25 protein-coding genes are annotated in these 22,070 nt (G+C 68.1%); 10 read left to right on the top strand and 15 right to left on the bottom strand.

Translation table 11 applies throughout. The annotated features are described in order from the left end of the window. Positions 1 to 911, top strand: a 911-nt coding sequence (gene odhB / locus IP78_RS00750) for a 2-oxoglutarate dehydrogenase complex dihydrolipoyllysine-residue succinyltransferase (RefSeq protein ID WP_054109794.1), incomplete at its 5' end; no start/stop codon positions are given. 11 nt (positions 912 to 922) lie between these two features. Then, positions 923 to 1,366, top strand: a complete 444-nt coding sequence (locus IP78_RS00745) for a putative signal transducing protein (RefSeq protein WP_054109793.1) — start codon at positions 923 to 925, stop codon at positions 1,364 to 1,366. On the opposite strand, the gene IP78_RS00740 is transcribed toward IP78_RS00745, so the two are convergent. Together IP78_RS00740 and IP78_RS00735 are read right to left on the bottom strand one after the other, a co-directional pair. Next, positions 1,363 to 2,541, bottom strand: coding sequence for a CaiB/BaiF CoA-transferase family protein (locus IP78_RS00740; protein ID WP_054109792.1), 1,179 nt, complete (start codon positions 2,539 to 2,541; stop codon positions 1,363 to 1,365). The genes IP78_RS00745 and IP78_RS00740 overlap by 4 nt on opposite strands. Before the next feature lie 11 nt (positions 2,542 to 2,552). Beyond that, on the bottom strand, positions 2,553 to 2,819 hold the full coding sequence (locus tag IP78_RS00735) for a DUF6356 family protein (protein WP_054109808.1): 267 nt from the start codon (positions 2,817 to 2,819) through the stop codon (positions 2,553 to 2,555). Between the two features lie 123 nt (positions 2,820 to 2,942). Here IP78_RS00735 and IP78_RS00730 point away from each other — a divergent pair, with 123 nt between their 5' ends. Both IP78_RS00730 and IP78_RS00725 read left to right on the top strand, forming a co-directional pair. After that, positions 2,943 to 4,763, top strand: coding sequence for a cation:proton antiporter (locus IP78_RS00730; protein WP_054109791.1), 1,821 nt, complete (start codon positions 2,943 to 2,945; stop codon positions 4,761 to 4,763). A gap of 192 nt (positions 4,764 to 4,955) precedes the next feature. Further along, a complete protein-coding gene (locus IP78_RS00725) occupies positions 4,956 to 5,612 on the top strand; it encodes a TetR/AcrR family transcriptional regulator (RefSeq protein WP_054109807.1) in 657 nt (218 codons plus the stop codon). A 3-nt stretch (positions 5,613 to 5,615) separates the two neighbouring features. Here the strand turns inward: IP78_RS00725 and IP78_RS00720 are convergent, their stop codons facing one another. Then, complete coding sequence (locus IP78_RS00720; protein WP_054109790.1) at positions 5,616 to 6,731, bottom strand: aromatic ring-hydroxylating dioxygenase subunit alpha; 1,116 nt, start codon at positions 6,729 to 6,731, stop codon at positions 5,616 to 5,618. 87 nt (positions 6,732 to 6,818) lie between these two features. On the opposite strand from IP78_RS00720, the gene IP78_RS00715 reads away from it, so the two are divergent. Together IP78_RS00715 and IP78_RS00710 are read left to right on the top strand one after the other, a co-directional pair. Beyond that, complete coding sequence (locus IP78_RS00715) at positions 6,819 to 7,406, top strand: GNAT family N-acetyltransferase (protein WP_054109789.1); 588 nt, start codon at positions 6,819 to 6,821, stop codon at positions 7,404 to 7,406. A 15-nt stretch (positions 7,407 to 7,421) separates the two neighbouring features. Then, on the top strand, positions 7,422 to 9,089 hold the full coding sequence (locus tag IP78_RS00710) for a bifunctional diguanylate cyclase/phosphodiesterase (protein ID WP_054109788.1): 1,668 nt from the start codon (positions 7,422 to 7,424) through the stop codon (positions 9,087 to 9,089). Here IP78_RS00710 and IP78_RS00705 read toward each other — a convergent pair. After that, entirely contained in the window at positions 9,086 to 9,655 is a 570-nt protein-coding gene (locus IP78_RS00705) for a YqgE/AlgH family protein (protein WP_054109787.1), read from the bottom strand. The two genes, IP78_RS00710 and IP78_RS00705, sit on opposite strands and share 4 nt — an antisense overlap. A gap of 137 nt (positions 9,656 to 9,792) precedes the next feature. Here IP78_RS00705 and IP78_RS00700 point away from each other — a divergent pair, with 137 nt between their 5' ends. Continuing rightward, a complete protein-coding gene (locus IP78_RS00700) occupies positions 9,793 to 10,278 on the top strand; it encodes a peroxiredoxin (protein ID WP_054109806.1) in 486 nt (161 codons plus the stop codon). A gap of 56 nt (positions 10,279 to 10,334) precedes the next feature. Here the strand turns inward: IP78_RS00700 and IP78_RS00695 are convergent, their stop codons facing one another. Genes IP78_RS00695 through IP78_RS00675 form a run of 5 tightly spaced genes read right to left on the bottom strand, consistent with a single transcriptional unit; the run spans position 10,335 to position 15,042 of the window. Continuing rightward, positions 10,335 to 12,356 carry an ATP-binding protein gene (locus tag IP78_RS00695; protein ID WP_054109786.1) on the bottom strand — a complete coding sequence of 674 codons (2,022 nt, stop codon included), beginning with the start codon at positions 12,354 to 12,356 and terminating at the stop codon, positions 10,335 to 10,337. Positions 12,357 to 12,415: 59 nt separating this feature from the next. Next, positions 12,416 to 13,447, bottom strand: coding sequence for a quinone-dependent dihydroorotate dehydrogenase (locus IP78_RS00690; RefSeq protein WP_054109785.1), 1,032 nt, complete (start codon positions 13,445 to 13,447; stop codon positions 12,416 to 12,418). Next, positions 13,441 to 13,752 carry a DUF952 domain-containing protein gene (locus IP78_RS00685; RefSeq protein WP_054109784.1) on the bottom strand — a complete coding sequence of 104 codons (312 nt, stop codon included), beginning with the start codon at positions 13,750 to 13,752 and terminating at the stop codon, positions 13,441 to 13,443. The genes IP78_RS00690 and IP78_RS00685 overlap by 7 nt, the downstream gene beginning before the upstream one ends. Further along, positions 13,752 to 14,264, bottom strand: a complete 513-nt coding sequence (locus IP78_RS00680) for a histidine phosphatase family protein (protein ID WP_054109783.1) — start codon at positions 14,262 to 14,264, stop codon at positions 13,752 to 13,754. The genes IP78_RS00685 and IP78_RS00680 overlap by 1 nt, the downstream gene beginning before the upstream one ends. A 10-nt stretch (positions 14,265 to 14,274) precedes the next feature. Continuing rightward, positions 14,275 to 15,042 (bottom strand): methyltransferase domain-containing protein, encoded by a 768-nt coding sequence (locus tag IP78_RS00675; RefSeq protein WP_054109805.1) that lies wholly within the window; start codon positions 15,040 to 15,042, stop codon positions 14,275 to 14,277. 47 nt (positions 15,043 to 15,089) lie between these two features. Here IP78_RS00675 and gloB point away from each other — a divergent pair, with 47 nt between their 5' ends. The 3 genes from gloB to IP78_RS00660 all read left to right on the top strand — a co-directional run bounded on the left by gloB (position 15,090) and on the right by IP78_RS00660 (position 16,681). Continuing rightward, a complete protein-coding gene (gene gloB, locus IP78_RS00670) occupies positions 15,090 to 15,818 on the top strand; it encodes a hydroxyacylglutathione hydrolase (protein WP_054109782.1) in 729 nt (242 codons plus the stop codon). A 111-nt stretch (positions 15,819 to 15,929) separates the two neighbouring features. After that, positions 15,930 to 16,343, top strand: coding sequence for an Hsp20 family protein (locus IP78_RS00665; RefSeq protein WP_054109781.1), 414 nt, complete (start codon positions 15,930 to 15,932; stop codon positions 16,341 to 16,343). Positions 16,344 to 16,426: 83 nt separating this feature from the next. After that, positions 16,427 to 16,681: a DUF1150 domain-containing protein gene (locus IP78_RS00660; protein WP_029418116.1), complete on the top strand. Its 255-nt coding sequence runs from the start codon at positions 16,427 to 16,429 to the stop codon at positions 16,679 to 16,681. A gap of 15 nt (positions 16,682 to 16,696) precedes the next feature. On the opposite strand, the gene ptsN is transcribed toward IP78_RS00660, so the two are convergent. The 6 genes from ptsN to IP78_RS00630 all read right to left on the bottom strand — a co-directional run bounded on the left by ptsN (position 16,697) and on the right by IP78_RS00630 (position 22,069). Next, complete coding sequence (ptsN, locus tag IP78_RS00655; RefSeq protein ID WP_054109780.1) at positions 16,697 to 17,161, bottom strand: PTS IIA-like nitrogen regulatory protein PtsN; 465 nt, start codon at positions 17,159 to 17,161, stop codon at positions 16,697 to 16,699. A 97-nt stretch (positions 17,162 to 17,258) separates the two neighbouring features. Continuing rightward, positions 17,259 to 17,918, bottom strand: coding sequence for a ribosome hibernation-promoting factor, HPF/YfiA family (gene hpf / locus IP78_RS00650; RefSeq protein WP_054109779.1), 660 nt, complete (start codon positions 17,916 to 17,918; stop codon positions 17,259 to 17,261). Between the two features lie 110 nt (positions 17,919 to 18,028). After that, a complete protein-coding gene (rpoN, locus tag IP78_RS00645; protein WP_054109778.1) occupies positions 18,029 to 19,531 on the bottom strand; it encodes an RNA polymerase factor sigma-54 in 1,503 nt (500 codons plus the stop codon). Positions 19,532 to 19,623: 92 nt separating this feature from the next. After that, positions 19,624 to 20,421, bottom strand: a complete 798-nt coding sequence (gene xth, locus IP78_RS00640; RefSeq protein WP_054109804.1) for an exodeoxyribonuclease III — start codon at positions 20,419 to 20,421, stop codon at positions 19,624 to 19,626. Beyond that, positions 20,421 to 21,305, bottom strand: coding sequence for a peptide chain release factor N(5)-glutamine methyltransferase (gene prmC / locus IP78_RS00635; protein ID WP_054109777.1), 885 nt, complete (start codon positions 21,303 to 21,305; stop codon positions 20,421 to 20,423). The genes xth and prmC overlap by 1 nt, the downstream gene beginning before the upstream one ends. Then, positions 21,302 to 22,069: an MOSC domain-containing protein gene (locus IP78_RS00630; protein ID WP_054109776.1), complete on the bottom strand. Its 768-nt coding sequence runs from the start codon at positions 22,067 to 22,069 to the stop codon at positions 21,302 to 21,304. The genes prmC and IP78_RS00630 overlap by 4 nt, the downstream gene beginning before the upstream one ends. Position 22,070: the final 1 nt, after the last annotated feature.

Below are 22,070 nucleotides of genomic sequence, written 5' to 3'. Positions count from 1 at the left end.
CGGCCAACACCGGCTCGGCCGCCTTCAAGGCTCCGGCCGGCGACGCCGTCCTGTCCCCGGCGGTCCAGCGCGTCGTGACCGAGAACAATCTCGACCCCGCCGCCATCACGCCGACGGGTCCGAAAGGCAACATCACCAAGGGCGATGCGCTCGCCGCCATCGGCGCGGCCGCTCCCGCTCCGGCGGCCGCCCCGGCCCCGCGCGCGGACCACCCCCGCGAGGAGCGCGTGAAGATGACGCGCCTGCGCCAGACCATCGCGCGCCGTCTGAAGGAGAGCCAGAACACCGCCGCCCAGCTGACCACCTTCAACGAGGTGGACATGACGGCGATCATGGCGCTGCGGAACCAGTACAAGGACGCCTTTGAAAAGGCCCACGGCGTCAAACTGGGCTTCATGTCCTTCTTCACCAAGGCGGTGGTCCACGCCCTGAAGGAAATCCCGGCCGTCAACGCCGAGATCGATGGCACCGACATCATCTACAAGAACCACTACGACATCGGCGTAGCCGTCGGCACCGACAAGGGCTTGGTCGTGCCGGTGCTGCGCGACGCCGACCAGCTGACGCTGGCGGGCATCGAGAAGGGGATCGGGGCGCTCGGCAAGGCGGCGCGTGATGGCGAGCTGACGCTGGACCAGCTCCAGGGTGGCACCTTCACCATCACCAACGGCGGCACCTACGGCTCGCTGATGTCGACGCCGATCCTGAACGCGCCCCAGTCGGGCATTCTGGGCATGCACAACATCGTCCAGCGGCCGATGGCGGTGAACGGTCAGGTCGAGATCCGGCCGATGATGTATGTGGCGCTGAGCTATGATCACCGCCTGGTCGACGGCAAGGAAGCCGTGACCTTCCTGGTGCGCATCAAGCAGTTGCTGGAAGACCCGGCGCGGGCGCTTCTGGATCTGTAAGGCTGCGTCCGGTGGCGCTGCGCGAGATCGCCCGTTTCACCGACGTATACGAAGCCGATCTGGCGGCGGCCTTCCTCGAGTCTCACGGGATTCAGGTCACCGTGACCGATCGCTTCCAGACGACGGTCGATCCGCTGATGCAACGCGCGCTCGGCATTCGACTGATGGCCCACGCTTCCGAGATTGAGACCGCGCGAGACCTCCTCGCGCGTGTCAGGGCAGGCGAATTCGCGGATGCGTCCTATGACGATCTGCCCAAGGCGTCACCGGCAGTGCGGACCACAGGCACCCTGATGGCCTTGGCGACGTTTGCCACCGGCGGCTTCTGGGGCACGAGCCTGCCTCGACGTTTCCGCCCCCTGGCGTGGCAGGGAATGGCGTTCAGCTTGACCGCTGTGGTTCTGGGTGTGGCTCTGCTTTGGATTGCGGCGAAACTGATCCTCGATCCGCCCTAGATCTCGCCCAGTATCTCGGTTGTGTTCGCACCCAACGTAGGAGGTGGCCCAGAATAGGTAACTGGCGTGGCCGACATTCGGATAGGGCTCGCGACGGTACGAAGGGGTGCGGCCAGATCGGCCCTTTTGAGCTCGACCTCAAGGACCCGGTGTTTCGCTTGGGCCTCAGCGAAGACCTGGTCGACCGTATTGATCGGCCCGCATGGGACGCCCGCCGCCTCGAGCGTGTCCATTAGCTGGTTCATGGTCCAGTTGCCCGTGATCTCCGAGATCGCGCCGATCAGATCGGACCGGTTCTCGATACGACCAGCATTGGTCGTATAGCGGGCATCAGCGATCAGCGTGTCTGCCTTGAGCGCCTGACAGAGCATCCGGAACTGTCTGTCGTTACCCACCGCGATGACCACACTGCCGTCGGCACAGGGAAAGGGTTGATAGGGCACCAGATTGGGATGGGCATTGCCCATGCGGGTCGGCGAGACGCCCGACACGAAATAGTTCGTCGCCTGATTGGCCAGCATCGCGGCCTGGACGTCGAACAAGGCGATATCGATCTGCTGACCCTGACCTGTGGCCCTCGCGTGCAGCAAGGCCGCCAGGATGGCATTGGAGGCGTAGAGGCCGGTGGCCAGGTCGACCACGGCCACCCCCACCTTCATCGGCTCGGCACCCGGGGCACCATCAGGCTGGCCGGTGATGGACATGAGCCCGCCCATGGCCTGGATCATGTAGTCGTAGCCCGCCTGCTCGGCGCGGGGGCCCGTCTGGCCGAAGCCGGTGATGGAGCAGTAGACCAGGCGGGGGTTGATCTCGGCCAGACTGGCGTAATCCAGGCCGTACTTCTTCAGGCCCCCGACCTTGAAATTCTCGACCAGCACGTCGGATGTCGCGGCCAGCTTTCGGATCGTGTCGGCGCCCTCTGGCGTGGCGATATCCAGTTCGACGGACTTCTTGCCCCGGTTGGCGCACAGGAAGTAGGCCGCGTCGCCCCTCGATCCGTCAGCCTTCGTCGTGAACGGAGGTCCCCACTGGCGGGTATCGTCGCCGACGCCGGGCCGCTCGATCTTGATGACCTCGGCCCCCAGATCGGCCAGCATCTGGGTCGCCCACGGACCCGCCAGGACGCGGGACAGATCGAGCACGCGCACGCCGGCCAAGGCCTGGGGCTGGGTCATGGCGGCGTCTCCTAGAGACCGGGGTCGAAGGCGCCGGCGTCCTTCATGCGGCACTCGCGCGCCACCTGGGCCCGGTAGCCGAGGTCGTCGGCCATCCGCTTGATCTCGTCCGACACCGTAGTCTTGTACACGCCGGGCACGACCGCATGGGTGAAGGCGCAGGCCGACAGGCGCGCCAGCTTGAGCCCGAACCGCGATGCGGCGGCCGCATGGTGCAGATAGGTCTCGCCAACCTCGCGAGGATGGTCGACGAACAGGTGGTTCAGGGCGCGCATCATGACGCTGTTCTTAGCGAACCGCGTCGGCTTGCTCCAGCGCCGGACGATTTCGCGGCCAAGGCCCTTGCGCGACGCCCCCGGCGACAGCGACCATGCCGGACGATCCATTCATCGGGAGACGACATGGCGGGGGCCCACGGCGGGGGCGGCGAATACAAGGACCTCGTCGTCTTCCTGGCGGCGGCAGGCGTCGTCGTGCCCCTGTTCAGTCGCTGGAAGATCAGCCCCGTGCTTGGGTTTCTGGCGGCAGGCGTGCTGCTGGGACCCGACGGGTTAGGACGGTTTTCAGATGTGGTGCCCTGGCTGTCGGTCCTGACCATCTCCGACGCCGAACAGCTGGCCCAGCTGTCGGAACTGGGCGTCGCCTTCCTGCTGTTCATGATCGGGCTGGAGCTGTCGTGGGACCGCCTGCGCGCCATGCGCCGTCTTGTCTTCGGCCTGGGGATGAGCCAGATCGCCCTGTGCTCGGCGGTGCTGGCGGCCGTCTTCATGCTGATGGGCCAGCCTCTGGCCAGCGCCGCCGTGCTGGGGCTGGGCCTGTCGTTGTCGTCCACCGCCGTGGTCCTGCCCGTCATGGCCGAGCGGGGCCGCATGAAGGGGGCGGCGGGTCGGGCGACCTTTGCCACCCTGCTGGCTCAGGATCTCGCGGTCGCTCCGATACTCGTCAGCGTGACGGTGCTCGCCGCGATCGCCGCCGGCGGGGCGGAGATGAACGCGCCCGATATCGGCCGCGCCCTCCTGACGCTGGCGCCTGCAGCGCTCGGCGTGGCGCTGCTGGTCATCGGCGGTCGCGTCGTGCTCCGCCCCCTGTTCCGCTCCGTCGCCAAGAGCCGGGCCCACGGCGGCGGCCAGCAGGAGCTATTCGTCGCCCTGTGCCTGCTGATCATCGTCGGCGCGGGCGTGGCCGCCGAGGCCGCCGGCCTGTCGATGAGTCTGGGCGCCCTGATCGCCGGCCTGCTGCTGGCCGAGACCGAGTATCGCCGCGAGATCGAGGTCAACATCGAGCCCTTCAAGGGCCTGTTGCTCGGGGTCTTCTTCGTAGGCGTCGGTATCGGGCTCGATCTCGACGCCGTTGCGGCCAATCCAGCGGGCGTGTTCGGCGTGGCGCTGATGCTGACGGCGATCAAGGCAGGGCTGATCCTTGGCCTCGCCCGGCTCTGGGGCGTGCCGCTTCGCTCCGCCATCGAGACCGCCCTGTTGCTGGGCCCGGCCGGCGAGTTCGCCTTCGTCATCCTGAACACCGGCCTGGTGGAGGGCATCGCAGATCCCGGCTTCACCCAGGGCGTGCTGGTTTCGGCCACGATCAGCATCTTCACCGTGCCATTGATGGCCATGATCGCCGAGCGGCTGCTGAAGGCGGCACCGGCCGAACCGGTCCCCGTGCCGACTGACCCCGCGCCCCAGTCCGGCGACGTCCTGATCGTCGGCTTCGGCCGCGTCGGGCATCTGGTGGCGGAGATGCTGACCGAGCATGGCCAGAGATTCATCGCGGTGGACAGCGACGTCTCCACCGTGGCGGCGGCCCGGCGCGAGGGCTTCGACGTCTCCTATGGCGACGCCAGCCGACCCGAGCTGCTGAGGCTCTGCGGCATCGACGAGGTCAGAGCCCTCGTCGTCACCATGGACGCGCCCGGCAAGGTGGATGAGGTGGTGGTCGCCGCCCGCGCGCTGCGCCAGGACCTGCCGATCATCGCGCGCGCCCGCGATGATCGGCACGCTGCCCGACTCTATGCGCTCGGCGTGACCGACGCCGTGCCCGAGACCACCGAGGCCAGCCTGCAGCTGGCCGAAAACACCCTGGTCGATCTGGGCGTGCCGATGGGGCTGGTGCTGGCGTCGATCCACGAGCGCCGCGACAAGTTCCGCGAGGTGTTCCGGGCCGCTTCGCCCGAGGATCGTCGCGACAGGCCGACCCGCGCCCTGCGGTCGCGACAGTCGATTTAACTCTTTTCACGACCCATTTTGGTCATCCTTTGCTGATGAAAGCGGCGACTTCTCCGGGGCGGTGCCTTGCGAGGACCGTCCGTGCGCGTCCGTTTTCCGGCCGCCGCCGGTCTTCCCGGCCTGCTCCAGCCCGTTCACCGGCCATGTGCTCCCCCCTCCGCATGGCGACAGTCAAAAAGAGTATCCGTGTTCATGCGTGAGTCCGCGTCGACCGCCTCTTCTCCGTCCTCCTCCGCCTCGGCCGAGCCCCGGCTGAACCGCCGGCAGGCCGCCAAGGTCCGCACCCGGCAAAAGGTGCTCGACGCCGCCCGCGACCTGTTCGCCGAGCGCGGCTACGAGCCGGCCACGATCCGCGACATCGCCAAGGGCGCTGGCATGTCGACGGGCGCCGTCTTCGCCAACTTTCAGGACAAGGCCGAGCTGTTCGAGGCCGTCCTGACCGAGGACATGGCGGGCCTGGCCGAGACCATGAAGAACGGCGCGGGCGACGGCTCGACCCGCGACCGGCTCGTGAACGCCCTCTCGGCCGGCTACCACGGCTCGATCGACCAGCTGCCGCTGTTCCAGGCCATCGTGGCCCGGTCCTGGTTTCAGCCCGTCGCCGCCGAGACCCGCCAGCGCGCTGCGACCCGGGCCCTGACCGACGTCATCGCGGGCATCCTCCGGGACGGCGTGGCCTCGGGCGAGCTCAAGCAGGACGCGGACGTGCCGCTCCTGACCGAGCTGACTTGGGACGCCTATCTGTCCAACTACCGCCGCGCCGCCTACGACGGCTGGACCGTAGACCAGCTTGCCGATCACGTCGGCCGCCAGGTGGACGCCCTTCTGGCCGGTGCCCGGGCGAGATAGCCCCTAGCTCTTCCAGCGCAGCGTCGCAGGCTTGACTGGATTGACGAAGCCGCGGCCCTCGGCCCGGCTTTTCGTCCATTCGCGCTTCAGCTGCTGGTACCACTTGGCCTGGGTGTCGGCGTCGTCGATCCAGATCAGGGCCGGGTCGTAACGCAGCCCCTCGTTCTGCAGGTTCACCATGCCGCCGTCCTGCTTCAGGAAGGCGACCACGCCCATCCGCAGGAAGGGCCTGGCGAGGCCGAACACCCAGTGATCGGACCAGAAGATCTGGGTGATCCGCGTCTTTGTCTCTGTCACTGGCGTCAGGCAGGTCAGGGCCAGCACCTGACGCTCCCCCACCTGGATATGCTCCCAGCGATAGCCGGGCAGGCGGAAGGTGATCTCTGTCGCCGGCGCCCCGCCCAGGATCTTGTAGGCCCGGCTGTTCGACGACGGTGCATGCCGCACCATGGCGAAGCCCAGCTCGCGCGGCTCGAAGCGCTTGGCCTTCTCGTGCATCGAATGCTCGGAGCGCCACCACCACTGCTGATGCACATAGGGGCCGTGCGCCGGGTCCATCAGGCCGACGACGGCGTGATCGATGTGGCTGTCGAAGTCCATCGCCTCGACCAGCTTGGCCCCGCCGCCCACCACGCCCGGGAACGTCGGGGGCGGATGATCCGGCTCGGCGTCGGAGCGGGGGTCCGAGCGCAGGAAGACGAACACCATCCCCTGGCTCTCGGCGACCGGATAGGACCGCACCCGGATGCGCTCGGCCTCGAAGGCCTGGTCGTCGACCAGCGAGGGGATGGCGGCGCAGACGCCGTCCGTCCGGAAGCGCCAGCCGTGATAGGGGCATTCCACCGTCTCGGCCCCGTCCCCCTTGTCGACGATCCGCCCGGCCGACAGGGGCGCGGCGCGGTGGGGGCAGATGTCGCGCATGGCGAACAGTCGGCCGGCCTTGGTTCGCCCGATCAGGACCGGCTCACCGAGCAGCTCGTGCCGCTTCATCGACCCCGGTGCCACCTCGCGGGCAAGGGCGGCGAAGTACCAGGTGTCCAGCACGAACCCCCGGCCGAACCCCTGAGGAGGCGGTGTGCCTTGGGCTGTGGTGGCTGCGGGGGCGCTGTCTGCGGGCATGGCCGCAATCTAGAGCTTCGCCGGGCGCGTGGAAACCGGCGGGCGACAGCTATGGGATCGCGAAGCCAGACAGGTTAGGCTTTTCTCATGGCCCTGCTGGACTGGATGACGGACGCGACCGGTCCCCTGGTGGAGGGGGACGCGGTTATGCTGCGTCCACCCCGCTCCGGCGACTTCGAAGCCTGGGCCGATCTGCGCTACGTTTCACAGGCTTATCTGAAGCCCTGGGAACCCATGTGGCCGGATGACGACCTGACCCGCGCGGCCTTTCGACGACGGCTCGGCCTCTATGCGCGCGAGATGGATCAGGGTCACGCCTGGCCCTTCTTCGTCTTTGATCCGAAGGGGAGGACGCTCTACGGGGCCATCACCCTGTCCAACGTCCGCCGGGGCGTCGCCGAGACCGGCACGCTGGGCTACTGGATCGGCCAGCCTTTCGCTGGAAGGGGGCTGGCGACGGCCGCTGTAAAGGCCATGGCGGGGTTCGCGTTCCATACAGTGCGACTGCATCGTCTCGAGGCGGCCTGCATCCCCAGCAACCTCGCGTCGCGGCGGGTTCTGGAGAAGGCCGGGTTTCGCAAGGAGGGCGAAGCCCGAGCTTATCTCAAAATTAACGGCGTATGGGCAGATCATCTCCTGTTCGGCCTCTTGTCGGACGAGTTTAGCGCGCCCTGAAGGACACCCCGCGACGTGACCCCGCGATCCCGCAGCCTGACCTGGGACGCGACCACGGCGATCGAGGCCCTGGCCGCGGCCGAAAGCGCGCTGTGGATCTGGACGCCCGCGGAGGATTCCTTGCGCCTGACGGGCGCGACCCGCACCTTGGGTCTCGGGCCGCTCGCCCCCGAATGCTCCGGCGCCGCCTTCATCGCCCTGGCCCTGCCGCAGGATCGGGCGCTGGCCGAGCGGATCCTCAAGCCCGCCGAGGAAGGGACCGAGGTCGTCGTGCGTCTGCGCATGCGGGCGGGCGAGACCTGTCTGTGGCGCGGCGTCTGGCTGGAAGACGGCTTGCGCGCCGCCGGCATGGTGGCGCTCGACACCAAGATCGCGGGGACGGACAAGGATGCCCTGACAGGGCTGCTGGACCGCAAGACCTTTCTCGCGCGCGTCGGCGAGACCCTGACGACGCCGGGCGACTATGAGATGATCGTGGCCGACGTCGATCGCCTGCGTCGGCTGAACGAGGCGCTCGGCCACGAGCGGACCGACATGGTCATTTCGGCCCTGGGCTCTCGCATGGCGGCGGCTTTCTCGGATGGCGCGCATCCCGCCCGGATCGGGGAGGACGAGTTCGCCGCGATCGTGCCGCGCGGCCTGGGGCAGGCCGCCGACCGCATTCGCGACGCCCTCGAGCAGCCGCTGCGCGTGGCGGGCTTCGACATCTATCCGACCGTCTCCATTGGCTCGCTGGCCTGCGAAGGCGGTCCGGACGCCGCCGATCCGGCGGAACTGCTGCGGCGCGTCGAACTCGCCGTGGGATCGGCCAAGAAGCTGGGTCGCGGCGGCACGGCCGCCTATGGCCGCTCGCTGGAGAGCGACAGCCTCAGCCGCCTCGCACTAGAAGCCGATCTGAGGAACGCCTTCGTACGCGGAGAGATCGAGCCCTTCTTCCAGCCGATCGTGAACCTGCACACCGGCGCCGTGGCGGGTTTCGAGGCCCTGGCGCGTTGGCGTCATCCCAAACGGGGCATGGTGCCGCCGGACGAGTTCCTGGGCCTGACCGACGAAATGGGCCTGATGAACGACCTGGGCCTGATGATGATGACACAGTCGGCGCGGCAGCTCGCCGAGTGGCTGCATCGTCATCCCACGGCCGGAAAGCTGTTCTGTAGCGTCAACCTGTCGGTCGGAGAGATCGAACGGCCGAACCTGGTCGAGGATGTCGCCCGGGTCATCGCCGAGACCGGCCTGCCCAGGGGCGCGCTGAAGCTCGAAGTGACCGAAGGCGACATCATGCGCGACACGGCGTCCGCAGCCGTGATCCTGCAAAAACTGAAGGACGCCGGGGCCTCGTTGGCGCTTGACGACTTCGGCACGGGGTTCTCCTCACTGTCCTATCTGGCGCGACTGCCGTTCGATACGCTGAAGATCGACCGCTACTTCGTGCTGACGATGGACAAGGACGAAGGCTCGGCCAAGATCGTCAAGTCGGTCGTCAACCTGGGTCGCGACCTGTCGCTGGAAGTCGTGGCCGAGGGCGTAGAGAACGCCGGCCTGGCGCGGCTGCTGCTGGATCAGCAGTGCCACTACGGCCAGGGCTTCGGCTATGCCCCGGCGCTCCCGGCCCAGGAGGCCGAGGTCTATCTGAACGAGAGCGTGTCGGACGGCGTGGCACCGCTGAAGGCGCGGTCGGGCTAGGCCCGGCCCGTCTGGCCCGATAACATGGCGGCGTCGACGCCGAGGGTGGCCAGAGCCCGCGCCCACTTGGTCTCGAAATCGGTGTCGAACAGCAGATCAAGGTCCGGCTCGGCGACCAGCCAGACGTTGTCCGCAAGTTCCTCCTCCAGCTGACCATCGCCCCACCCGGCATAGCCCAGCGCCAGCACGGACCGGCGCGGTCCCATGACCGGGCGGGTCATGGCGGCGAGCGCCTCACGGGTGCCGGTCATGGCCAAGCCCTCGCCGAAGCCGACTGAACAATCCTCGATTATCCAGTCGTCGGTGTGCAGCACGAAGCCGCGTTCCTTTTCGACCGGCCCGCCGACCAGGACCGGACGACCGGTTGCCGTGGCCGCACCGGGCGTGTCGAGCTTTTCGAGCACCGATTTCAGATCGACGCCCGGTGCTGGGCGGTCGATCCTCAGGCCCATGGCGTGATCGGGACCGTGGGCGCAGACGATGATCACCGCGTGCTCGAAGCGCGGATCGCCAATGCCCGGCATGGCGACCAGCAGACGACCGGCGAGGGAGGAAAACTCGGTCATGGTCCGATGATCGGGGCGACGGCACTTGAGCGCAAGGGCCGATGGCGTCGCGGGCGGGCTTGGCCCGGACGCGGGCGGAGACTATCAGTCCGGTCGAACGCGATGTCCGCGTGACCCCAGACCTTCCGGAGCCTGCCATGACCCTGCAGATCGGCGACCGCATTCCGTCCGCCACCCTGATGACGCCGACCCCGGACGGCCCCCGGCCGATCACGACCGAGGAGGTCTTCGCCGGCAAGACGGTGGCCCTGTTCGCGGTTCCGGGTGCCTTCACCCCGACCTGCTCGGCGCGCCATCTGCCCGGCTACGTCGATCACAAGGATGCCCTGAAGGCCAAGGGCGTCGAAACCATCGCCTGCCTGTCCGTCAACGACCCCTTCGTCATGGGCGCCTGGGCCGAGAGCCAGAAGGTCGACGCCGACACGGTTCTGATGCTGGCTGACGGCAACGGCGACTTCACGCGCGCTGTCGATCTGGTCATGGACGCCAGCCGGGGCGGCATGGGCCATCGGTCCAAGCGTTACTCCATGCTGGTCAAGGACGGCGTGGTGACCCAGCTGAACATCGAGGAGCCCGGTGCCTTCGAGGTCTCGTCGGCTGAGCATCTGATCGCGCAGCTTTAGGGGCGCTGCCGCTCGGCTCGCGGAGCCTCACTGCTTGGGCGCCGACGGGACGCAAATCAGGCGGCGGCGGTCTCGGCAGACTCTGTCTCGGCGTCCGATAGTACCTGCTCCAGGGCACCCAGCAGGATCGGTGGGGTCAGGGGCTTGGAGACGAAGTAGTTCATCCCTGCGGCCATGCAGGCGGCGATGTCTTCGGGTGCCGTATCGGCGGTGACGGCGATGACGGGAACGTTGGCGTTGAGACCGCCTCCGGCGCGCAGACGGCGCGTCGTTTCACGGCCGTCCAGCTCGGGCATGCGCACGTCCATGAATATGACGTCGAAGACGCCCGTTTCGCACAGAGCGAGAGCCGCGAGACCGTCGGCGGCCGTAGCGATATCGCAGCCCAGGGGTGCCAGGATCAACTCGACGGCGCGGCGGTTGATGTCGTGGTCATCGACGACCAGAACCCTGAGTGGGCGGTCGGCGGCTGGGTCCGTCACGGGCGTTTCCGGGGTGGCCGCCGCAGGCGTCTCGATCAGAGCGGGCTGCGGCTCAGGCGCGACCTGCGTCGTCAGGGTCGTCGGTACCGGTGGTGCGGCCCCCAATTGGGCCAGCAGGGCTTCGGTCGCCGACAGTTCCGGCCTCGGCTCCATGGCCGGAGCGACCGATCGGGTCTTGCGGGGCGCGCGCGAACTCGGATTGCGCGGCGTCAGGCTACGGACGATGTCACCACGGGTGTCGTCTCCGAAGGCGCGGGGAGCCGTTGCTTCCGCGTCGCCCTGGGGCAGGACCAGAGAGACGGTAAAGGCCGCGCCTTCGCCGGGTCGGCTGCGCGCGGTCAGTCGCCCACCCATGAGCTGGATCAGGTCGCGGCTGATCGACAGGCCGAGGCCGGTGCCGCCATGCCTGGCACTGACGCCTTCGGCCAACTGATCAAAGGGTGTGAACAGACGCGAAAGCTGGTCGGCGGTCATGCCCGGACCGGTGTCCACGATCTCGATCAGGATGGCGTGCTCGGCTGGCTCCTCGGGCCAGGAGGCAAGGCGCAGCGTGACGGAGCCCGTTTCGGTGAACTTCATGGCGTTGGACACCAGGTTGTTCAGCACCTGGCGCAGCCGCATCGGATCGCCCTTTACAGAAGCGGGCATAGATGACGCGCCCTCGACGCGCAGGGACAGTCCCTTGGCGCGGGCCTCGCCCTGCCAGAACATCAGGGTCTGGGCGATCAGACTGCGCAGATTGAAGTCTACGCTCTCGACCGTCATATAACCGCCTTCCAGCTTGGCGTGGTCCAGCAGGTCGTCCAGCAGCGCCTTCATCATGACGCTGGCGTCCGATATCAGGGCGGCCTGGGCGCGGGCCGAACCGGTCCTGGCCCCCGCTTCCAGCTCGGCGGCCCCGGTCATTATGGCGCTGATGGGGGTTCGAAGGTCATGGCCCACGGCGGCGAGAAACGCCTGGCGGCTGGCCATGATGCGTTCGGCCTCCGCACGTTTGCGGTCGGCTTCCAGACGAGCGGCGCTCTCGGCCTGCTGGGCACGGTTCATTCGTTCCCAGGTCGAGACGCAATAGACGCCAAAGACGCAGAAGGAGATCATCACCGCCATGACGAAAGCCTGGGATGCTCCGTAATGGCTCATCCAGAACGGCACGGTGGCCATGTACAAGAAGTGCGGCGTGATCGTGATCGCAAGAACCTTGCGCGACCCCGGCGAGTTGATAACGCCGTAGATCGCACCGGAGGCCGCCACGATGGCCGCGCAGACGCCGCCCATCGGGCCCCCGAGCAGCCAGAGCGGGATCGAGAGGCTGCCAAAGGCCGCGGCGTTCAGGAACAGCATGACGTTGCCGACCGCGCTACGGATCGGCCCCATGCGCTCTGTCCGCCCAGACAGGACCGGCGCGAAAATCCACAGGTCGAGCGCCTGGACGAGGAAATAGCCTACGCACCAGAGAGCCGAGACCTGCCAGCCGAACACAGGCGTGAAGATGAGGGCGGTCGCAGCGCCCATGCCGAGGCGCTGCATCAGGGCGCGACGGCGAGCCTGGATCGCGGGCGTCCAGTCCGGCGCCGAATCCTCATAGGCCTGCGACATGCACGTCCCCGAAATGAGGCGCACGGGCCCCTGCCGGAAAACACCATGACCGAAGCGGCCTAACGCTCCGTCAACGCAGGGTTGGCGGAGGCCTCGGCCATCGAGGCGAAGCCGTCGGCGCGCAGACGGGCCGCCAGATCACGCTTGATGCGGCCGACCAGGCCCGGCCCGCCGTAGATCAGGGCGGAGTAGATCTGGACCGCCGAGGCGCCGGCCCGGATGCGGCGATACGCCTCCGCCCCGCTGTCGATTCCGCCCACGGCGATCAGTGGAAGACGGCCCTTCGCCGCCTCGGCGGCGTGGATCAGCGCCTTGTGCGCCTTCTCGCGCAGCGGCGCGCCGGAGAGGCCGCCGGCCTCGCCCCGGTCGCGCGAGCGCAGGCTGGAGGGGCGGTCCAGCGTGGTGTTCGAGACGATCAGGGCGTCGATCCGATGCGCCAGCGCCGCCTCGACGATCATGGCGAGCTCGTCCGGCGTCAGGTCCGGCGCGATCTTGAGGAAGACGGGCGCCGGCGTCGTCCGCGCTTCGCCCACGCGGCCGAGCAGATCGTCGAGCGCCTCACGCCCCTGCAGCGCGCGCAGGCCCGGCGTGTTGGGCGAGGAGATGTTGACGGTGAAGTAGTCGGACAGGCCCGCGAGGCGTCGAAGACCGGCGACATAGTCCGCCGCGCGATCCTCCGTGTCCTTGTTGGCCCCCAGGTTGGCTCCGACCACGACGCCAGAAGGGCGGCGCGACAGGTTGGCGGCGAAGGCCTCCAACCCCCCGTTGTTGAAGCCCATCCGGTTGATGATGGCCCGGTCTTCCGAGAGGCGGAACAGGCGGGGCTTCGGATTGCCGGGTTGGGCTCGCGGGGTCACGGACCCGGCCTCGACGAAGCCGAAGCCTAGGCGGGACAGGCCGATCAGGGCCTCGGCGTTCTTGTCCAGACCGGCGGCGAGGCCGATCGGGTTGGGCAGCTCTAGGCCCGCCAGCGACGTCCTGAGGATCGGATCATCCGGTGGCGGCGCGGGCAGGGGCGCGTGCTTCAGGCCGCCGATGGCCAGACCGTGCGCGGTCTCCGGGTCGAGGGTGCGGAGAAGCGCTGTCAGCATGCGAAAGGCGTCGCCTCGGTCACCGCCGTGGTCGGCAGGGGACCATAGATGTGCGGAAACAGCGCTCCGCCACGCGACGGCTCCCAGACCACCGTGTCGCCCAGCGCCTCCAGATCGACGGTCAGGCGCATGAGATCGGTCCGGCCCGCGAAGTGTTTCCGCGCCGTCTCCTCCAGCTGCGCCGCCGTCGACAGGTGTATGTAGCCGTCGGCCAGATCGACCGCCGAGCCGTGAAAGACGCCCTCGGCCACGGCCTCGCGCCATTCGGCGGTGTCGAGCAGCTTGTAGGCGTAGCGCTCTGCCATCAGTCCTCGGCTCCACCGCCGAAGGCCTTGGGCGTCAGGAAGCCGTCGTAGGCGCAGCGACCGGCGACATCGACCTCGAACACGGCCGCCGCTCCGGTCGGGAAGCCGCCGGCCAGACGGTCCAGGATGGCGGGGGAGGCGGCGCTTTCCGTCAGATAGTCATAGGCCAGGGTGTGAATGCCCGGATTGTGGCCCATGACCAGCAGGCATCCGGTCTCGTCCTCGGCGTCCTGAACGAGGCGGCGGATAGTATCAGGGTAGGCGTCGTAGAGGCGGGGTTCAATGCGGACCTCGACGTCGCCAAAGGCCTCCTGCACCGCGTCCCACGTCTGGCGGGTGCGGGTCGAGGGGCTGACCAGGGCCAGATCGGGCCGCAGCTTCTTCTCTGCCAAAACGCGGCCCATCAGCGCGGCGTCGGACAGACCGCGCTCGGTCAGGGCGCGGTCGCGGTCCAGGCCGGAAGCGGCGGCGCGCTCGGTCTTGGCGTGACGCATCAGGATCAGGCGGTGCATGAGGCCGCCGTTACAGGGGTTCGCCGCGCGCTTCCACCCCGCGGCCGTCACGCCGCGACCGCGTCGCGGGCTGGGGCTGCAGGACCCCTTGCGGGACCGTCACCCGCGCACCGTGGCCGGACGGGCGGATGCGGGCATAGGCCTGCCGCGTCGCTTCCAGCAGGATGACGCCGGCGAAGCCCGGCGCGACGCGGCGCCCGATCTGCTCAAATCCGTCGGCCATGCCCAGGATCGGCGTCCACGGCGGGATATACAGCGTCTGCGACCAGGCCGTGGGTTCAAGCCCGACGGCGCGCACCAGCCGCTCCAGCTGACCGCGCGTGAAGGGCCGGCCGTGGCCAAACGGCGTGCTCTCGGCCCGCGCCCACATGCCGCCCCGCGCCGCTGCCGCCAGGATGATCCGTCCGGCCGGAGCCAGCGCCCGAACCGCCTCGGTCAGCAGCAGGGTCGGGTCGTCGGCCTCTTCCAGGGCATGGACCAGCAGCACGCGGTCGAAGGTGCCTGCCGCGAACGGAAGGCGCTTGTCGTCGACCAGCAGCGTCCGGTTTCTGCCAACCGAAGGCCACAGCTCCACGCCCTGTCCGCCCGGCATGGCGGCGATGACGCGACGCGCGCCGACGAAGGCGTCCAGCCACGGCGTCGCATAGCCGACGCCCAGAACGTCGCAGCCCTCGGCCTCGCCCCAGGCGTCCTCTAGACGCCTGGCCAGCAGTCGCCGCACCAGGGCACCCCGGGGCTCGCCGTAGAAGGCGCGAAGATCCTCGATGGCGCGGCGCATGGTCTCCACTATATGGCGGATCAAGCCTCGCCACCAAGGACTGCACCATGCCTCTGACCGTTCACCTGTTCCCGGCGCGCGAGGACAACTACGCCTTCCTGGCCCGCGACGAGGCGACGGGGACGGTCGCCGCCATCGATACGCCGGATGCCCAGGTCATCCTTGATGCCATCCAGTCGCTGGGCTGGGGCAAGCTGGATCGGATCATCAACACCCATTGGCACCCCGATCACACCGAGGGCAACGAACGGCTGAAAGCCGAGACAGACTGTGACATCTGGGGACCGGAGGAGGTCCGAAAAGTCGCGCCTGTCGATCATATCGTCGAGGAGGGCGACGTGGTCCGGATCGGCGATACGGCTCTGCACGTCACCGCTACCCCGGGCCATACGCTCGGCCACGTCGTGTTCCGCTCGATCCCTGACAACATCGCATTCACCGGCGACACCCTGTTCACCCTGGGCTGCGGCCGCCTGTTCGAGGGCACGCCCGAACAGATGTGGGACAGCCTGCAACGCATCGCGGCCTGGCCAGACGAGACGGTCCTCTACGGCGCGCACGAGTACACGGCGTCCAACGCCCGCTTCATGCTGAGTGTCGACGACCGGCCGGAGACGCGCGCCCATGCCGAAGGAGTCTTCACCAGGCGCGCGCTCGGCGAACCCACCGTGCCGACGACGCTGGGGGTCGAGCGACGCTTCAACCCCTATCTGACCGCCCGTGACGACACCGAGTTCGCCGCGCGTCGGGCCGCCAAGGATGTCTTCAAGGGCTGAATGCTGCGCTGGCTTGCCGGGTGCTGATCGTGCTCCCATATCCGGTTCGAAGCCAATGGCGCGCCGCTTCAGGGCGCCAGAGGCTCAAGTCGCTTCATGTGAGGACTGATCATGACCGGCCGCCCTGTGCTGTTTGACAGCCCGTTTCTTCTTGGTTTCGATCAGACCCGCGCCCTGATCGACCGCGCCGCCAAGGCCGCGGCCGAGAGCTATCCGCCCTACAACGTCGAGCAGATCGGCGACCACGGTGTGCGCATCTCCCTGGCCGTCGCGGGCTTCTCGCCCGACGACCTGGCGATCACTCTGGAAGGCCGCCAGCTGACCATCGCCGGCAAGCGCGAGACGGCGGGCGACCAGGCCTTCCTGCATCGGGGCATTGCGTCGCGGGGCTTCGTGCGCAGCTTCGTCCTGGCCGACGGCCTGGAGGTCGAGGGGGCGACGCTGGAGCACGGTCTGCTGCACGTCGATCTGAAGCGGCCGGAAGAGGCCGCGACCGTCAAGCGCATTCCGATCAGCCTCGGCTGATCTCAACCCCAATAGCGACGCTTGGACGCGCCGGCGAACCCGCCGGGCGCTGCGGCGTTGTCTTTTCGAAGGAGGCGGTCCTGATGACGCCGATAATGACCAAGGAAGACCTGAAGGGGCTGGGCGCGCCCGACCTCGTCTATGTGCGCGAGATCAGCGCGGCCGATGTTCTGGCCGACGTGCGGGTCGAAGAGGCCAAGGGCCTGATGATCGATCCCGACCAGACCCTCTATGCGGTGCACAGCGCCGACGGCGAGCGGCTGGCGGTCATGCTGGATCGCGAAACGGCCTTCGCCGCCGCCGTGGCCCACGAACTGGCCCCGGTTTCCGTCCACTAGCCGACGAAAACCGCCTTAGGCGGCGGTGGCCGTCTCGTTGGTGACGAACAGGGCGTGGATCGCGTCGACGGTATGCGCCTGACGCAGCTGTTCCCGCATTTCCGGCGACCGCAGGGCGCGCGAGACCGCAGCTAGCGCCCGCAGATGCTCCGCGCCGTCGCGCGGCGGGGCGAACAGGGCGAACAGCAAATCCACCGGCCGATCGTCGACGGCGTCGTAAGCCACCGGCGTATCCAGCCGCACGAACACCGCCCGCACGCGGTCCAGACCCTCGAGGCGGGCATGCGGCACGGCGACGCCAGAACCGAGCCCGGTCGATCCAAGCGCCTCTCGCTCTTGCAGAGCCTCGAACACGCGGTCTTCGGTGACGCCCAACGCCTGGGCGGCGCAGGCGGCCACGGTGTGCAGAGCTTGTCGCTTGGACGACGCGCCGCTTCTCAGGACGACGCCGTCCCGGACGAGCAGTTCACCAATATCCATGATCGTCTCGACTCACACTCTTACGAGGTTCAGGCGGCCCAAGAGGGGAGGCGACGGGCGCGGGCCGCATAGCCCGAACCGCGCCCCTTTGGAAGGCTTATGCGCCAGAACCGTTTACAGAACCGTGTCCGTTCGACGACACGGTGCGTTCAGGGTCTATCCATCCGACGTTGCCGTCCGGCCGACGGTACACCACCGACAGGCCGCCGTGGCCGGCGTTCCGGAACATCACGACCGGATAGCCCGTCATGTCGAGCTCGAGTACGGCCCGACCGACGGTGAGGGTGCGGATCTCAGCCTCGGTCTCTGCGATGACCATGCCGACCGGCGGCGGACCATCCGCGCCCGCGTCGCCGAACGCCTCGTCATCAACGCTGTCGGGATCGCGCAGAACGATCGACCGAGCGACCTCACGCGCGGCGTTCTCGGTTTTTTCCGGCGACAGAGGCCTGGGCCCGATGTGGTGGTCCTTGAGGCGGCGTTTGTAGCGGCGGACGCGCTTCTCCAGCTTTTCGAGGCTGTCGGAGAAGGCGGCGTGGGCGTCGCCGCCGTGGCCGGTGGTGACCAGAGCCTGGCCTGAGGCGAGGCGGACCCAGCAATCCACCTTGAAGCCGTAGCCGTCCTTGGAGACGACGACCTCGGCGTCCTGGCCGCCGCGTTCGAAGTATTTTCCAACCCCGTCTTCGAGTTCCTGGGAGATGCGCGAGCCTAACGCTTCGCCGACATCCACGTGCTTGCCGCTGACTTGGACTTGCATGTCAGACAGAACGCGACTGCCTGCGAAAAGTGTCAATCGGGAACGGTGATTTCACAGTCACGCTTTTGCGATCAGCAGAGTTTGGGCCACGGGGGCGAGCTGTGGCTTCGTCACGACGCCTTGAGCAGCCGCCGGCGCTCGACCGAGGACGGAATTCGCAAGGCTTCCCGGTATTTGGCCACGGTGCGGCGGGCGATATCGATGCCCGCCTCCTTCAGAATTTCGACGATGCGGTCGTCGGACAGGACGTCGCCGTCGCGGGCCTCGTGGTCGATCATCGACTTGATCCGGTGACGGACGGCCTCGGCGGAGTGGCTCGCGCCTCCGTCCACCGCCTGGATCGCGGCGGTGAAGAAGAACTTGAGCTCGAACACCCCGCGCGGGGTCGCGACATACTTGTTCGAGGTCACCCGGCTGACTGTTGATTCGTGCATGCCGATGGCGTCGGCGACGGTCTTGAGGTTCAGGGGCCTCAGGAACTCCACGCCGAAGGCCAGGAAGGCGTCCTGCTGGCGCACGATCTCGGACGAGACCTTCAGGATGGTCTTGGCCCGCTGGTCCAGCGACTTGACCAGCCAGTTGGCCTGGGCGGCGCAGTCGGCGACGAAGCTCTTCTCGGCCTCGGTGCGGGCGCCCGCCGAAACCGAGGCGTGATATCGCTTGTCGACCAGGAGCCGGGGCAGGGTGTCGGAGTTCAGCTCCACCTTCCACCCGCCGGCCGGATCGGGCCGGACGTGGACATCCGGAATCACCGTCTGAGCCACCTCGCCGGCGAACCCAGCGCCGGGCCGGGGCGTCAGCGCCTTCAGCTCGGCGATCATTTCGGCGAGGTCTTCGGCGTCGACGCCGCAGGTCTTGCGCAGGGCCCCGAGGTCGCGCCGGGCCAGCAGGTCAAGGTTGTCCAGCAGCGCCGCCATGGCCGGGTCAAAACGGTTGCGCTCGACCAATTGGAGCTTGAGGCATTCCGGCACCGAGCGCGCCATGACGCCCGTCGGCTCGAAGCCCTGACAGGCGGTCAACACCGCCTCGATCCGCTCCAGGCCGCAGCCAAGCCGATCGGCCAGCTCCTCGAGCTCGCCGCGCAGGTATCCACCTTCGTCGACCCCGTCGATCAGGGCGAGCGCGATGGCGTGATCCGCCGCCGAGAACCCGGCTGACGAAGCCTGGGCCTGCAGATGTTCCCACAGGGTCGGGTCGTGCCGCTCGGGTCGTTCCCCGCCGTCGCCGTCATTGAACGAGCCGCCCTTGCCCGCCGCCGACCAGTCCGACAGCCCGGGCTGGGAGGCGGCTTCGTCCGACAGGCGGTCCGAGGTCCGTTCGCCGGGTGTCGCGTCGCCGTAGACGTCGTCCTCGCGGGCATCGACGCTGGACGATCGGTCGGCCGCCTCGGCTTCAGAAAAGCTGAGCTCGGCGGTGTCGGCGGTCAGCTCGCGGGTCGGCTCGGCCGGTGCCTCGGCTTCCTCGCGCTGGAGCAGGGGGTTCTTCTCGAGTTCGGCTTCGACGTATTCGTCGAGTTCCTGATTGGACAGTTGCAGCAGTTTGATCGCCTGCTGGAGCTGGGGCGTGATGACCAGTCCCTGGCCCTGCCGGATCTCGAGCCTCTGACCGATCACGTGTGCATCGCCCCTGTCGCCGGACCGCCGTGGCCCGGAACTTGCTGGGACGATGCCGCGAAGCGGTTAACGCTCGGTATTCGCCGCAGACCTCAGAGGTCGAGATCGACCGTAATCGGAGAGTGGTCGGAAGGCTGCTCCCAAGCGCGCACATCTTCGTGGATGACGACCGAGCCGGGCCGGACCTTCGGCGCCAGCCCTTGCGACGTCCAGATGTGGTCCAGCCTCAGACCTCGGTTGGTCTTCCTGAAATCGACGGCGCGATAGCTCCACCAGCTGGCCAGCTTCTGCGGCTCCGGGAAGGCTTCGCGCACTACGTCGGTGAAGCCGCCGACGGCCTGGAGCCGATTCAGCGTTTCGACCTCGATCGGCGTGTGGCTGACCACCTTTGACATAAAGCGGTGGTTCCAAACGTCGTATTCGCTGGGCGCGATGTTGAAGTCCCCGCACATCAGAAGCGGCCGCGAGCGGTCGAGCCCTCGAGCCGTCTCGGTCAGCCGCTCGTAGAAGTCCATCTTATGGTCGAACTTGGGGTTCAACGCCCGGTCGGGCACGTCGCCGCCGGCCGGGATGTAGAAATTCTGCACGTCCACGCCCGCGATCCGCGCCGAGACGCATCGCGCGTGCCCCAGTTTGCAGGCATCGAAGGTGCGGCTCTCCTCCATCGGCAGGCGACTGGCGATGGCCACGCCGTGCCAGCCCTTCTGGCCTGCGATCTTCAGGTGCGGCAGGCCCATGTCGGCGAAGGCGTTGCGGGGAAACTGGTCCTCCAGGCACTTGATCTCCTGCAGGCACAGGACATCGGTGCCGCTCTCGGCGACGAAGCGAGCGACCTGGTCGATGCGCAGGCGGACGGAGTTAATGTTCCAGGTGGCCAGACGCATCCGGATCAGGCCTGGGGCCGGGGTGTCGTGCGCGGATCGGGGCCGTTGGTCACGACGCGGTCGCGGTCGCCAAGATCCTTGACCACCTTCACGTCGGCGAAGCCCGCCGCCTCGAACAGGGCTTTCACCTGCGGGCCCTGATCCCAGCCGATCTCTACAGCGAAGACGCCCCCCGGCTTGAGAATGCGCATGATTTCCGGGGCCAGATCGCGATACGCCTGAAGCCCGTCCGGCCCGCCGTCGAGCGCCAGCACCGGATCGTGGTCGCGCACCTCCGGATCGAGGCCTGCGATGTCGTCCGACGGGATATAGGGCGGATTGGACACCACCAGATCGAAGCTGTGATCGCCGAAGCCCGCCGCCCATTCGGTGCGCAGGAAGGCCGCGCGGCCGTCCAGCCCCAGGTTGGCGGCGTTCTCCCGCGCGACCGCCAGGGCCTCGGACGAGATGTCGGTGCCGACGCCATGCGCCGCCGGCCGCTCGGTCAGCAGCGCCAGCAGGATGGCACCCGAGCCGGTGCCGAGGTCGATGGCGTGGAAATGCCGGCCCGGCTCGAAAGCGAGCAGGGCGACATCAATCAGGGTCTCGGTGTCCGGGCGCGGGCTGAGCACGTCGGGGGTGACGTTCAGCATGATCTTCCAGAAGCCCTTGCGGCCCAAGATGCGCGACACGGGCTCGCGCCGCAGCCGCCGCTCCAGATAGCCGGCCAGCGTGGCCTGCTGGTTGGGTGTCACCGCGCGATAGGGGTCGGTCAGGATGTCCAGCCGCGAACAGCCGGTCGCGGCCTCCAGAAGCAGCCGTGCGTCGATGGCGGGGCTGTCGATCTTCTGCGCCTTCAGCGCGGTCTGGGCCGATTTCCAGGCGGTTAGCAGGGTGGGGGTGTCGCTCATTCCATCCACTCGACGGGGTCGTTCACGGCGATCTCGCCGGTCTCCTGGACCAAGAGATAGAGACCGCAGAAGGCATGGCCATAGAGGCGCACGAGGTCTGCGACCAGATCGGCGTCGCGTTCTCCCGTGGCCGGATCGACATCGACAGCGACGCAGCGGCGGATCGGCTTGATGGACCGCAGTTTGGCCTCGCCGACCCTAAGCGACCGCCCGGCGACATCGTTCTCGATCCAGGGGTCCCAGCCCTCGACATGGATGTTGGCACGGAACCGCAGGGGGTCGAGCGGCCGACCGATTCTCTCGGACAGGTCCCTCAGACTGGAGAGGTTCAGGATCGACACTGCCCCTTTGGGGTCGTCCATGAAGCGATGACCCCGACCGTCCAGCACCTTGAGCGGGGCGGTCGCCTCCTCGCCCAGAACCTCCGTCAGCCAGGTTTCCAGCCCCCGGTCGCCGTCCGGCTGGCCCAGATTGATGGTCATCGGTTCGGCACCCGGCGCGCGAACCGTCAGATCGCCGGTCGCCTCATCCCAGCGACTGGCGACGCGCGCGAGCGCCGGGATACGCGCCAGCACCGCGAACCGCATCTTGGAAATGTGGGCCGGAGCCTCGGGATCGAAACCCGACGGGCCGATCTCGACGGCGAACAGCCGGTCTCCCGGAAACGCCGAGCCAGCGTTCAGCCACGCGGCGTCAAGCGATTCAGGCGTCAGGCCCTTGACCGGATGGCGGTACAGCGCGGCGATGTGGGCGGGGGCGGTCACC

It is taken from the genome of Brevundimonas sp. AAP58 (assembly GCF_001295975.1).
Taxonomy (GTDB): Bacteria; Pseudomonadota; Alphaproteobacteria; order Caulobacterales; family Caulobacteraceae; genus Brevundimonas.
This window is presented reverse-complemented; position numbering and strand designations above follow the sequence as displayed.

Excerpts from the sequence above, each read along its gene's own strand:
- IP78_RS00720 (WP_054109790.1), bottom strand. The coding sequence starts at position 6,731 with ATGCCCGCAGACAGCGCCCCCGCAGCCACCACAGCCCAAGGCACACCG.
- IP78_RS00660 (WP_029418116.1), top strand. The coding sequence starts at position 16,427 with ATGACGCCGATAATGACCAAGGAAGACCTGAAGGGGCTGGGCGCGCCC.
- IP78_RS00700 (WP_054109806.1), top strand. The coding sequence starts at position 9,793 with ATGACCCTGCAGATCGGCGACCGCATTCCGTCCGCCACCCTGATGACG.
- IP78_RS00740 (WP_054109792.1), bottom strand. The coding sequence starts at position 2,541 with ATGACCCAGCCCCAGGCCTTGGCCGGCGTGCGCGTGCTCGATCTGTCC.
- ptsN (WP_054109780.1), bottom strand. The coding sequence starts at position 17,161 with ATGGATATTGGTGAACTGCTCGTCCGGGACGGCGTCGTCCTGAGAAGC.
- IP78_RS00665 (WP_054109781.1), top strand. The coding sequence starts at position 15,930 with ATGACCGGCCGCCCTGTGCTGTTTGACAGCCCGTTTCTTCTTGGTTTC.
- IP78_RS00690 (WP_054109785.1), bottom strand. The coding sequence starts at position 13,447 with ATGCTGACAGCGCTTCTCCGCACCCTCGACCCGGAGACCGCGCACGGT.
- prmC (WP_054109777.1), bottom strand. The coding sequence starts at position 21,305 with ATGAGCGACACCCCCACCCTGCTAACCGCCTGGAAATCGGCCCAGACC.
- hpf (WP_054109779.1), bottom strand. The coding sequence starts at position 17,918 with ATGCAAGTCCAAGTCAGCGGCAAGCACGTGGATGTCGGCGAAGCGTTA.
- IP78_RS00725 (WP_054109807.1), top strand. The coding sequence starts at position 4,956 with ATGCGTGAGTCCGCGTCGACCGCCTCTTCTCCGTCCTCCTCCGCCTCG.
- IP78_RS00715 (WP_054109789.1), top strand. The coding sequence starts at position 6,819 with ATGGCCCTGCTGGACTGGATGACGGACGCGACCGGTCCCCTGGTGGAG.
- IP78_RS00735 (WP_054109808.1), bottom strand. The coding sequence starts at position 2,819 with ATGATGCGCGCCCTGAACCACCTGTTCGTCGACCATCCTCGCGAGGTT.
- IP78_RS00730 (WP_054109791.1), top strand. The coding sequence starts at position 2,943 with ATGGCGGGGGCCCACGGCGGGGGCGGCGAATACAAGGACCTCGTCGTC.
- IP78_RS00685 (WP_054109784.1), bottom strand. The coding sequence starts at position 13,752 with ATGGCAGAGCGCTACGCCTACAAGCTGCTCGACACCGCCGAATGGCGC.
- IP78_RS00680 (WP_054109783.1), bottom strand. The coding sequence starts at position 14,264 with ATGCACCGCCTGATCCTGATGCGTCACGCCAAGACCGAGCGCGCCGCC.
- IP78_RS00705 (WP_054109787.1), bottom strand. The coding sequence starts at position 9,655 with ATGACCGAGTTTTCCTCCCTCGCCGGTCGTCTGCTGGTCGCCATGCCG.
- IP78_RS00695 (WP_054109786.1), bottom strand. The coding sequence starts at position 12,356 with ATGTCGCAGGCCTATGAGGATTCGGCGCCGGACTGGACGCCCGCGATC.
- gloB (WP_054109782.1), top strand. The coding sequence starts at position 15,090 with ATGCCTCTGACCGTTCACCTGTTCCCGGCGCGCGAGGACAACTACGCC.
- IP78_RS00675 (WP_054109805.1), bottom strand. The coding sequence starts at position 15,042 with ATGCGCCGCGCCATCGAGGATCTTCGCGCCTTCTACGGCGAGCCCCGG.